Origin of the sequence: Pseudomonas sp. D3-10, from assembly GCF_051132175.1 — a bacterium.
In the GTDB taxonomy this organism is placed as follows: domain Bacteria; phylum Pseudomonadota; class Gammaproteobacteria; order Pseudomonadales; family Pseudomonadaceae; genus Aquipseudomonas.
In genome coordinates this window covers 1,752,572-1,764,459 of record NZ_CP071668.1, presented here as the reverse complement: position 1 = coordinate 1,764,459, position 11,888 = coordinate 1,752,572, and the positions used below count along the sequence as shown (strand labels likewise).

Annotated in this window: 9 protein-coding genes; 4 read left to right on the top strand and 5 right to left on the bottom strand. The window is 62.2% G+C overall.

Annotated features, from left to right (window positions below; translation table 11 throughout):
- Positions 1–112 precede the first annotated feature (112 nt).
- The 5 genes from prpF to J3P90_RS07900 form a co-directional block, all read right to left on the bottom strand.
- A complete protein-coding gene (prpF, locus tag J3P90_RS07920) occupies positions 113–1,303 on the bottom strand; it encodes a 2-methylaconitate cis-trans isomerase PrpF (RefSeq protein WP_434676068.1) in 1,191 nt (396 codons plus the stop codon).
- Positions 1,304–1,356: 53 nt separating this feature from the next.
- Positions 1,357–3,948: a Fe/S-dependent 2-methylisocitrate dehydratase AcnD gene (gene acnD, locus J3P90_RS07915; protein ID WP_434559922.1), complete on the bottom strand. Its 2,592-nt coding sequence runs from the start codon at positions 3,946–3,948 to the stop codon at positions 1,357–1,359.
- A gap of 204 nt (positions 3,949–4,152) precedes the next feature.
- On the bottom strand, positions 4,153–5,280 hold the full coding sequence (gene prpC, locus J3P90_RS07910; RefSeq protein WP_434676067.1) for a bifunctional 2-methylcitrate synthase/citrate synthase: 1,128 nt from the start codon (positions 5,278–5,280) through the stop codon (positions 4,153–4,155).
- A gap of 40 nt (positions 5,281–5,320) precedes the next feature.
- Positions 5,321–6,205: a methylisocitrate lyase gene (gene prpB, locus J3P90_RS07905; protein ID WP_030137801.1), complete on the bottom strand. Its 885-nt coding sequence runs from the start codon at positions 6,203–6,205 to the stop codon at positions 5,321–5,323.
- Complete coding sequence (locus J3P90_RS07900; RefSeq protein WP_434607017.1) at positions 6,202–6,915, bottom strand: GntR family transcriptional regulator; 714 nt, start codon at positions 6,913–6,915, stop codon at positions 6,202–6,204. The genes prpB and J3P90_RS07900 overlap by 4 nt, the downstream gene beginning before the upstream one ends.
- Positions 6,916–7,192: 277 nt before the next feature.
- Here J3P90_RS07900 and J3P90_RS07895 point away from each other — a divergent pair, with 277 nt between their 5' ends.
- From J3P90_RS07895 to pabB, 4 genes are all read left to right on the top strand, one after another.
- Positions 7,193–7,729: an ATP-dependent zinc protease family protein gene (locus J3P90_RS07895; RefSeq protein WP_420767248.1), complete on the top strand. Its 537-nt coding sequence runs from the start codon at positions 7,193–7,195 to the stop codon at positions 7,727–7,729.
- Between the two features lie 5 nt (positions 7,730–7,734).
- Positions 7,735–9,267: an inactive transglutaminase family protein gene (locus J3P90_RS07890; RefSeq protein ID WP_420767247.1), complete on the top strand. Its 1,533-nt coding sequence runs from the start codon at positions 7,735–7,737 to the stop codon at positions 9,265–9,267.
- A complete protein-coding gene (locus tag J3P90_RS07885) occupies positions 9,267–10,253 on the top strand; it encodes an alpha-L-glutamate ligase-like protein (protein ID WP_039593716.1) in 987 nt (328 codons plus the stop codon). The genes J3P90_RS07890 and J3P90_RS07885 overlap by 1 nt, the downstream gene beginning before the upstream one ends.
- 277 nt (positions 10,254–10,530) lie before the next feature.
- Complete coding sequence (gene pabB / locus J3P90_RS07880) at positions 10,531–11,874, top strand: aminodeoxychorismate synthase component I (RefSeq protein WP_434676066.1); 1,344 nt, start codon at positions 10,531–10,533, stop codon at positions 11,872–11,874.
- Positions 11,875–11,888 lie beyond the last annotated feature (14 nt).

Below are 11,888 nucleotides of genomic sequence, written 5' to 3'. Positions count from 1 at the left end.
GGGAGCGAGCCTGCTCGCGAGAAGCGGTGTGTCAACCAACATAGATGCTGGATGTGCCGGCCTCATCGCGAGCAGGCTCCCACAGGTCTTGGGTTATGTCTGAAGGAACCCGTTAAAAAACATCCCCGGGCACCCGCACGAACCCTTCCATCAATACCCGCGCGCTGCGGCTCATGATGGCTTTTTTCACAGTCCATTCGCCGTCGACCTGGCTGGCCTCGGCGCCGACACGCAAGGTGCCGGACGGGTGGCCGAAACGCACGGCGTTGCGCTCGATACCGCCGGCGGCCAGATTCACCAGGGTGCCGGAAATCGCGGCGGCGGTGCCGATGGCGACGGCGGCGGTGCCCATCATGGCGTGGTGCAGCTTGCCCATGGACAACGCCCGCACTAGCAAATCGACGTCGCCCGCCGCCACGGCTTTCCCGCTGGACGAAAGGTAATCCGCTGGCGGCGCGACAAACGCGACTTTGGGGGTGTGCTGGCGCTGAGCCGCTTCGTCCAGATGCTTGATCAACCCCATGCGCAAGGCACCGTGGGCGCGGATGGTTTCGAACATCGCCAGCGCCTTCGGATCGCCGTTGATGGCGCCCTGCAATTCAGTACCGGTGTACCCGATATCCCGGGCATTGATGAAAATCGTCGGGATGCCTGCGTTGATCAGCGTCGCCTTCAAGGTACCAACACCGGGCACTTCCAAGTCGTCCACCAAGTTCCCGGTTGGGAACATCGAGCCGCCACCGCCCTCCTCCTCGGCAGCCGGGTCCATGAACTCCAGCTGTACTTCAGCCGCCGGAAAGGTCACGCCATCGAGTTCGAAGTCGCCGGTTTCCTGCACCGCGCCGTTGGTGATCGGCACATGGGCGATGATGGTCTTGCCGATGTTGGCCTGCCAGATCCGCACCACGGCCACACCGTTTTGCGGAATCCGGGCCGGCTCCACCAAGCCACTGCTGATGGCAAACGACCCCACCGCCGCCGACAGGTTGCCGCAGTTGCCGCTCCAGTCCACGAAAGGCTTGTCGATGGACACCTGGCCGAACAGATAGTCGACATCGTGGTCGGCCCGGGTGCTCTTGGACAGGATTACCGTCTTGCTGGTACTGGACGTCGCGCCGCCCATGCCATCGATCTGTTTTTCGTACGGGTCGGGGCTGCCGATCACCCGCAGCAACAGGGCATCCCGGACCGGGCCAGGGACTCGGGCGGCTTCGGGCAGGTCTGGCAGGCTGAAGAACACGCCTTTGCTGGTGCCGCCACGCATGTAAGTCGCGGGGATCTTGATTTGAGGCGAGTGAGCCATGTGCTCCAACTCCTTAAAAACGGGCGGCCGGAAAAACCGGCCACCCAGGCGATTTAAACGGCCACCGCCGACTCGAGGAAGTCCTGGGCAAAGCGCTGCAACACGCCCCCGGCTTCGTAGATCGACACTTCCTCGGCGGTATCGAGGCGGCAGGTCACCGGCACTTCGACGCGCTCGCCGTTCTTGCGGGTGATGACCAACGTCAACGTCGCGCGCGGGGTGCGCTCGCCGATCACGTCGTATATTTCGCTGCCGTCGATGCCCAGGGTCTTGCGATCTGTACCGGGCTTGAACTCCAGCGGCAACACGCCCATGCCCACCAGATTGGTGCGATGGATGCGCTCGAAGCCTTCGGCAACGATCGCCTCGACACCGGCCAGACGCACCCCCTTGGCCGCCCAGTCCCGCGACGATCCCTGGCCGTAGTCGGCGCCAGCGACGATGATCAACGGCTGCTTGCGTTCCATGTAGGTCTCGATGGCTTCCCACATGCGCATGACCTTGCCTTCCGGCTCGACCCGGGCCAGGGAGCCCTGCTTGACCTTGCCGTTTTCAACGACCATTTCGTTGAACAGTTTCGGGTTGGCGAAGGTCGCGCGCTGCGCGGTCAGGTGGTCGCCGCGGTGGGTCGCGTAAGAGTTGAAGTCCTCTTCCGGCAGGCCCATTTTTGCCAGGTACTCACCGGCGGCGCTGTCCAACATGATGGCGTTGGATGGCGACAGGTGATCGGTGGTGATGTTGTCCGGCAGCACCGCCAGCGGGCGCATGCCCTGCAGCGGCCGCGCACCGGCCAATGCACCTTCCCAATAAGGCGGGCGGCGGATGTAGGTGCTTTGCGGGCGCCAGTCGTACAGCGGCGTGACTTTCGGGCCGGTGTCTTCCTGGATGGCGAACATCGGGATGTAGACCTGGCGGAACTGCTCCGGCTTCACCGCCGCCTTGACCACGGCTTCGATTTCTTCGTCGCTTGGCCAGATGTCCTTGAGGCGGATTTCGCGACCGTCCACCACGCCCAGCACATCCTTCTCGATGTCGAAGCGAATGGTCCCGGCGATGGCATAAGCAACCACCAGCGGCGGCGAGGCCAAAAACGCCTGCTTGGCGTACGGGTGGATACGCCCGTCGAAGTTGCGGTTGCCCGACAGCACGGCGGTGGCGTACAGGTCGCGGTCGATGATTTCCTGTTGGATCACCGGGTCCAACGCACCGGACATGCCGTTGCACGTGGTGCAGGCAAACGCCACCACACCGAAGCCCAGCTTCTCGAGCTCGGGCGTAAGGCCGGCTTCATCCAGGTACAGCGCCACGGTTTTAGAGCCCGGTGCCAGGGATGACTTGACCCACGGCTTGCGGGCCAGGCCCAGGCGGTTGGCGTTGCGCGCCAGCAGGCCTGCGGCGATCACGTTGCGCGGGTTGCTGGTGTTGGTGCAACTGGTGATCGCGGCGATGATCACCGCGCCGTCGGGCATTTGCCCAGGCACGTCGTCCCACTGGCCGGAGATGCCTTTGGCGGCCAGATCCGACACCGCGACACGGGCGTGGGGGTTGCTCGGGCCGGCCATGTTGCGCACGACCGAAGAAAGATCGAACGTCAGGCCACGCTCGTATTGCGCGCCCTTGAGACTGTCTGCCCACAGGCCAATGGTCTTGGCGTAGTGTTCAACCAGCTGCACTTGCTGGTCTTCGCGCCCAGTGAGCTTCAGGTAGTCGATCGTCTGCTGATCGATATGAAACATTGCCGCCGTGGCGCCGTACTCAGGGGCCATGTTGGAGATGGTCGCCCGGTCGCCCAAGGTCAGCGCGCTGGCGCCTTCGCCGTAAAACTCCAGCCATGCGCCCACGACTTTTTGTTTACGCAGGAATTCAGTCAGCGCCAGCACCATGTCGGTGGCGGTGATGCCCGGTTGCAGCTTGCCGGTCAGCTCGACGCCGACAATTTCCGGCAAGCGCATCCACGAGGCGCGGCCAAGCATGACGCTTTCCGCTTCCAAGCCACCAACGCCGATGGCAATCACGCCCAGTGCATCGACGTGGGGCGTGTGGCTGTCGGTGCCGACGCACGTGTCCGGGAAGGCCACGCCGTCCCGCTGCTGGATCACCGGCGACATTTTCTCCAGGTTGATCTGGTGCATGATCCCGTTGCCCGGCGGAATCACATCGACGTTCTTGAAAGCTTTCTTGGTCCAGTTGATGAAGTGAAAGCGGTCTTCGTTGCGGCGGTCTTCGATGGCGCGGTTCTTGGCGAAGGCCTGGGGATCGAAACCGGCGCTCTCGACCGCCAGGGAGTGGTCGACGATCAGTTGGGTCGGCACCACCGGGTTGACTTGCGCCGGGTCGCCGCCCTGCTGGGCAATGGCGTCGCGCAAACCGGCCAAGTCCACCAGGGCGGTCTGGCCGAGAATGTCATGGCACACCACCCGCGCCGGAAACCATGGGAAGTCCAGGTCGCGCTTGCGCTCGATCAGTTGCAGCAGCGATTCACGCAGCGTGGCCGGGTCGCAGCGGCGCACGAGGTTCTCCGCCAATACGCGAGAGGTGTACGGCAAGCCATCGTAGGCGCCGGGGCGGATGGCCTCCACGGCCGCGCGAACATCGAAATAATCCAGCGAAGTGCCAGGCAGCGGTTTGCGAAATTCTGTGTTCATCGTCAGGACTCGGGTCACGGTGGTTTCAGAAGGGTTGGCGCAGCTACTGAAGTGAACATGTTCCCTTGTGGGAGCGAGCCTGCTCGCGATTGCGGTGTGTCAGCCAACATTGATGCTGCTGACCCGACGCTATCGCGAGCAGGCTCGCTCCCACAGGGTTGTGGGTTTATCCAGTTCCCCAGTTCCTGCGGCTAGCCCTCCAGCTCAGCGTTGTTCGATTGGCACGAACTTGCGCTGTTCGACGCCGGTGTATTCGGCGCTCGGTCGGATGATGCGGTTGTTGGCGCGTTGTTCGAACACGTGGGCGGCCCAGCCGGTCAGGCGCGAGCAGACGAAGATCGGCGTGAACAGCTTGGTCGGGATGCCCATGAAGTGGTACGCCGAGGCATGGTAGAAATCGGCGTTGGGAAACAGTTTCTTCTGCTCCCACATGGTCTTGTCGATGGCTTCGGAAACCGGGAACAGCACCGTGTCGCCCACTTCATCGGCAAGTTTTTTCGACCAACCCTTGATTACCTCGTTGCGCGGGTCGTTGTCCTTATAGATCGCGTGGCCGAAGCCCATGATCTTGTCCTTGCGCGCCAGCATGCCGAGGGTGCCTTCGATGGCATCCTGGGGTGAGCTGAAGCGCTCGATCATTTCCATCGCCGCCTCGTTGGCGCCGCCATGCAACGGGCCGCGCAACGAGCCGATGGCGGCCGTGATGCAAGAGAACAGGTCCGACAGCGTGGAGGCGCAGACGCGGGCGGTGAACGTCGAGGCGTTGAATTCGTGCTCGGCGTAGAGAATCAGCGACACGTTCATCACTTTGACGTGCAGCTCGCTCGGCTTCTTACCGTGCAATAGATGCAGGAAGTGGCCGCCAATGGACACTTCGTCAGTCACGCATTCGATGCGCTGACCTTCGTGGCTGAAGCGATACCAGTAGCACATGATCGCCGGGAACGCCGCGAGCAGGCGGTCGGTCTTGTCGTGCTGTTGGGAGAAATCGTGCTCGGGCTCAAGGTTGCCGAGAAACGAGCAACCGGTGCGCATCACGTCCATCGGGTGGGCGTCGGCGGGAATGCGCTCCAGCACTTCTTTCAAGGCTTGGGGCAAGTCGCGCAATTGGCGCAATTTACCGGTGTAGGCGTCCAGCTGTGCCTGGGTCGGCAGCTCGCCGTACAGCAGCAGGTAGGCCACTTCTTCAAATTGCGCATCCGCCGCCAGGTCGCGGACGTCGTAGCCGCGATAGGTCAGCCCGGCGCCCGACTGGCCTACGGTGGATAGGGCAGTTTGCCCAGCTACCTGGCCACGGAGCCCGGCGCCACTGAGTACTTTTGCTTCGGCCATGTTCTGTCTCCATTTTCTTGAATTTGTAGGGAGTCGCGCCTTACTTCTTCGCCGCGAACAGCGCATCGAGCTTCTGCTCGAAGGTGTGGTAGTCGATGCGATCGTAAAGCTCCATGCGGGTCTGCATGGTGTCGATGACATTCTGTTGCGTGCCGTCGCGACGGATGGCGGTGTAGACGTTTTCGGCCGCCTTGTTCATGGCCCGGAAGGCCGACAGCGGGTAGAGCACCAGGGACACGTCGGCCCCGGCGAGTTGTTCGGTGGTGTAGAGCGGGGTCGCGCCGAATTCGGTGATGTTGGCCAGGATCGGCGCTTTCACGCGGCTGGCGAACAGCTTGTACATTTCAAGTTCGGTGATGGCTTCGGGGAAAATCATGTCGGCGCCGGCCTCGATGCATGCGGCGGCGCGGTCCAGGGCCGATTCCAAGCCTTCCACCGCCAGAGCGTCGGTACGGGCCATGATCACGAAGCTGTCATCGGTGCGGGCATCGACGGCGGCCTTGATGCGGTCGACCATTTCCTGCTGCGAGACGATTTCCTTGTTCGGGCGATGGCCGCAGCGCTTGGCGCCGACCTGGTCCTCGATATGAATCGCCGCCGCGCCAAACTTGATCATCGACTTGACCGTGCGCGCCACGTTGAACGCCGAGGAGCCGAAACCGGTGTCCACGTCCACCAGCAACGGCAGGTCGCACACGTCGGTGATGCGACGCACATCGGTCAGCACGTCATCCAGGCCGGTGATGCCCAGGTCCGGCACGCCGAGAGAGCCGGCTGCCACGCCGCCACCCGATAGGTAGATCGCCTTGAAACCGGCGCGCTTGGCCAGCAGCGCGTGGTTGGCGTTGATCGTGCCGACCACTTGCAGCGGATGCTCGCTGGCGACCGCATCGCGGAATCGCTGGCCTGGAGTGCTGTTGCTCATGACTCACCTCGTTCAGTGGCGGCGCTGTCCTGGAAATGACGCGCAATGTTGCGTTTGGACGCGCCGATGTGCCGGCGCATCAATAATTCAGCCAGTTCGCCGTCACGGTCGGCGATGGCATCGAGAATCCGATGGTGCTCGGCAAAAGCCTGGCGCGGACGGTTGGGCGTGGTGGAGAACTGGATGCGGTACATGCGCACCAGTTGGTACAACTCGCCGCAGAGCATCTGCGTGAGGGTGCGATTGCCGCTGCCCTGGATAATCCGATAGTGGAAGTCGAAGTCGCCTTCCTGCTGGTAATAGCCGACACCGGCCTGGAACGCCGCATCGCGCTCGTGGGTTTCCAAGACCCGGCGCAGTTCGTCGATTTCCTCCAGGGTCATGCGCTGCGCCGCGAGGCGACAGGCCATGCCCTCCAGGGACTCGCGAATTTCATAGAGCTCCAGCAGCTCGGCATGGCTCAGCGAGACCACTCGTGCCCCGACATGGGGGATGCGCACCAGCAGGCGCTGGCCTTCGAGGCGATGGATCGCCTCGCGCAGCGGCCCACGGCTGATGCCGTAGGTACGGGCCAGTTCGGGCTCGGAGATCTTGCTGCCCGGGGCGATCTCGCCCTTGACGATGGCAGCCTGGATGCGTCGAAAAACGTTCTCGGACAAGGTCTCGACATCGTCTTGGACGAGGACCGGCATTTCGAGCTGATCGAGCATATTGTCGACACCTTTAAAATCAATACGGCAAAAACTAAACGTATAACCCTCAAACGTCAAAGCAAAAAACCATATTGTCGACAATCGTCTAATAACGCGTGCTGACATAACTTGCCGCTTCGAAGTATCGTAGCCCCCGGCCAGCGGTGGCGTCAGAAAACCACCGTGCTAGAATGCCGCCGCATTTGCCACTCTTCTATATAGAGAAGGCACCTAGGGAGCTTGTGCAGTAATGCCAGGGCCTGAACCGAAAACGGAACGCTGCGCACCAGGATTTATGACACTCAAGCCCTTATCCGCTGCCTTTTGCTTCATGTGCCTGCCGGGGCTCGCCGCGGCGGGGGAAAAAACCGTGTACGGCCTCAACGAATATGCGGCGCTGCAGGGCATTGACCTGGAGGTTGCCGCCAAGCTGGACACCGGTGCCAAGACGGCCTCGCTCAGTGCCCGCGACATCAAGCGCTTCAAGCGCAACGGCGAATCCTGGGTGCGCTTTTACCTGGCGATCGACGCCGCCCATTCGCACCCCATCGAACGCCCGCTGGCCCGGGTCAGCAAGATCAAGCGCCGCGCCGGTGACTACGACCCCGAAGAAGGCAAGAAGTACACGGCCCGGCCGGTCATCGAACTGGACATCTGCATGGGCTCGGCCCTGCGCAGCATCGAAGTGAACCTGACCGACCGCAGCGCCTTTCAATACCCGTTGCTGATCGGCTCCGAGGCGCTTAAACGCTTCGACGCGCTGGTCGACCCCAGTCTCAAATACGCAGCCGGCAAACCCGCCTGCGCCAATGCCGCTCACACCGCAGAGTAATTCCAATGCGCTCCCTTACCCTCCATTTGAAAATGCTGATCGCCATCCTAGTGGTGCTGGGCCTGTCGGTAACGGCCTATCAGATTTTCGTGCTCGGCATCCCGGTGACCGAAGACGCCACCGATGACCTCTGGAATATCGATGCCAAGGTCGAGTTCGTGCCCAACGCCAAGGATCCGGTGAAGATCCAGATGTTCGTGCCCCCCTTGAGCCGCGACTATGTGAGCCTCAACGAGAGCTTCATTTCCAATAATTACGGCGTGGCGGTGAACCGGGTCGACGGCAACCGCAAGGTGACGTGGTCGGCCCGTCGCGCCAAGGGCAACCAGACCCTCTATTACCGCTTGGTGCTGACCAAGCGCTACAGCGCCGAGAAAACCAAGGTCAAGGGCCCGACCTTCCGCGACAGCATTGCCGTCGAAGGGCCGGAAAAACTCGCCGCCGAAGCACTGCTCGCGCCGATCCGCCAGCATTCGGCCGACGTCGAGACCTTCATCAGCGAAGCGATCAAGCGGGTCAACAACCTCAATGACGACAACGTCAAGCTGTTGCTGGCCGGTGATCCTTCGTCGGCCAACAAGGCACGCATCGTTGAATTGGTGCTGTCCATTGCCCACGTGCCGGTGGAAAAGGTCCACACCATCCGGCTGGTGGCTGACCAACCGCAGACACCCGAGCTGTGGCTGCGCAGTTTCAACGGCACCGATTGGCTGTATTTCAACCCGGATACCGGCGAGCAAGGCCTGCCCACCGACCGTTTGCTGTGGTGGACCGGCGATGAGAACCTGATCACCGTCGATGGCGGCAAGAAAGCGACCGTCACCTTCAGCATGAACAACAGCGAAATGAACGCCATTCGCCTGGCCAAGCTGACGGATGAGAACACCGACGCCAACTTCCTCGAATATTCCCTGTACGGCCTGCCGCTGCAGACCCAGCAAACCTTCATGATCATGGTGATGATCCCGATTGGCGTGCTGGTGATCCTGGTGCTGCGCAACCTGATCGGCCTGCAAACCCTGGGGACCTTCACCCCGGTGCTGATCGCCCTCGCCTTCCGCGAAACCCAACTGGGTTTCGGCATCATACTGTTCACGGTGATCACCACGCTGGGCCTGTCGCTGCGTTCGTACCTGGAGCACCTCAAGCTGCAAATGCTGCCGAGGCTCTCCGTGGTGCTGACGTTCGTGGTGGTGCTGATCGCCGCCATCAGCCTGTTCAGCCATAAGTTGGGCCTGGAACGCGGCTTGTCAGTGGCGCTGTTCCCGATGGTGATCCTGACCATGACCATCGAACGCCTGTCCATCACTTGGGAAGAACGCGGCGCCGGCCACGCGATGAAAGTCGCCATCGGCACCTTGTTCGCCGCGTCGCTGGCGCACCTGATCATGAGTGTTCCTGAGCTGGTGTACTTCGTGTTCACCTTCCCGGCGATCCTGCTGATCCTGGTGGGCTTCATGCTGGCCATGGGTCGCTATCGCGGCTATCGCCTGACCGAGCTGGTTCGGTTCAAGGCCTTCGTCAAGGCTGACTCCTGATGTTCGGCCTCTGGAAGACCTGGAAAGCCCTGGAAGCCCGGGGCATCATGGGCATCAACCGGCGTAACGCCGACTACGTGCTCAAGTACAACAAGCGCAGCCTGTACCCCATCGTCGATGACAAGATCATCACCAAGGAACGGGCTATCGCCGCCGGCATTCATGTGCCGGAGCTGTACGGGGTGATCTCCACCGAGAAGGAAATCGACAAGCTCGACGAGATCATCGGCGGGCGCACCGACTTCGTGATCAAGCCGGCCCAGGGCGCCGGCGGCGATGGCATCATCGTCATCGCCGATCGCTTCGAAGGCCGCTACCGCACCGTGTCCGGCAAGATCATCAGCCACGAGGAAATCGAGCACCACGTCTCGAGCATCCTCACCGGCCTGTATTCCTTGGGTGGGCACCGTGACCGGGCGCTGATCGAGTACCGCGTGACGCCGGACCAGATCTTCAAGAGCATCAGCTACGAAGGCGTGCCGGACATCCGCATCATCGTGTTGATGGGCTACCCGGTGATGGCCATGCTGCGCTTGCCGACCCGTCAGTCCGGCGGCAAGGCCAACCTGCACCAGGGCGCCATCGGCGTCGGCGTCGACCTCGCCACCGGCCTCACCCTGCGCGGCACCTGGCTGAACAACATCATCACCAAGCACCCCGACACCACCAACGCGGTGGATGGCGTGCAGTTGCCCTACTGGGACGGCTTCATGAAACTGGCCGCCGGTTGCTATGAACTGTGCGGGCTGGGCTACATCGGCGTAGACATGGTGCTGGACCAGGAAAAAGGGCCGTTGATCCTCGAACTGAACGCCCGCCCCGGGCTGAACATCCAGATTGCCAACGACTGCGGGCTGACCCTGCGCACCCATGCCGTGGAAGCACGCCTGGAAGAGCTCAAGGCCCGAGGCGTGATCGAAACCGTGGAAGAGCGCGTGGCGTTTGCCCAGGAATTGTTTGGGCACATTCCGCCGGTAGAGGGGTGAAGCTGAGGATGAAAACCGAAGCTGAAGGTTGAACCCTGTGGCGAGGGAGCTTGCTCCCGCTGGGTTGCGCAGCAACCCCAAAGCCCAGCACCTCGGTGTATCAGAATGATCGCGCTCAACTGCCCAGGGGGCCGCTTCGCAGCCCAGCGGGAGCAAGCTCCCTCGCCACGGGTCTCATTGAAGCTTCAGACCTGTTCAATACCGACATCCCTCTAGGAGCAATTCCTACAGGGGATTACAATCGCCACCCCGCCTGAACGGCCGACCCACCCCGCCCATGCCAACCTGCTTCGTACACCCGCTGCCCTACCACGCCAACCCCGCCGATTATTTCGCGGCGATCCGCCATGCCCCGGGAAGCGTGCTGCTCGACAGCGGCCGGCCGAGCGCCGAGCGAGGGCGTTATGACCTGCTCAGTGCCTGGCCGCTGGAACAACTGGCGGTGCTGCCGGATGAAAGCGGTGGCCATTTCCTACAGCGTCTTCGGATGCATCTAACGCAGCTGGGCCACGCAGAGCTACCTGGCACGGTGCAATTGCCCTTCGCTGGCGGCCTGATTGGCTACTTGAGCTACGACTTCGGCCGACACCTCGAAGCACTGCCGTCCCATGCACACGATGACCTGCAACTGCCCGACGCACGTTTCGGCCTGTACGACTGGGCATTGATTACCGATCACCAGGCCGCTACCAGCCAACTGGTTTTCCATCCCCATTGCGGCGAAAGTGAACGCCGACGTTTGATTGAACTGTTCAGCCAGCCGCTCGCGGCGCCTGCCAAGGCGTTCAGTCTTGAGGGCCCGATGGCGCCCGACCTCAGCGCTGAAGCCTATAAGCAGGCATTCGAACGTATCCAGGCGTATATCCAGGCCGGCGATTGTTATCAGGTCAACTTTGCCCAGCGCTTTCGCGCCCGGTGCCAGGGCGATGCGTGGCCCGCTTACCAGGCGCTGCGGGCGGCCTGCCCGACGCCTTTTTCCGGTTTCCAGAGCCTGCCGGAGGGCGGCGCGGTACTGAGCCTGTCGCCGGAGCGTTTCGTCAAGGTCAGCGAAGGCCACGTCGAAACCCGCCCGATCAAGGGCACCCGACCCCGCGGCACAACGCCCGAGGAAGACACGGCCCACGCCGCCGAACTGCTGGCCAGCCCCAAGGACCGAGCGGAAAACCTGATGATTGTCGACCTGCTGCGCAATGACCTGGGCCGCACGTGCCGCATCGGCTCGGTGCGAGTGCCGGAGCTGTTCAGCCTGGAAAGTTATCCGAACGTGCATCACCTGGTCAGCAGCGTGACCGGCGAACTGGCGGATGACAAGGACGCCTTGGACCTGATCGCTGGTAGCTTTCCCGGCGGCTCGATCACCGGCGCGCCGAAAATCCGCGCCATGCAGATCATCGACGAACTCGAACCGACCCGACGCGGGTTGTATTGCGGCTCGCTGCTGTATCTGGATGTGCGCGGGGAAATGGACAGCTCGATCGCCATCCGCAGTTTGTTGGTCAAGGATGGACAGGTGTGTTGCTGGGGCGGTGGTGGGATTGTCGCGGATTCAGATTGGCAGGCGGAATATCAGGAGTCGATGACCAAGGTGAAGGTCCTGCTGGAAACCTTGCAGAACCTGTAAACCCTGTGGGAGCG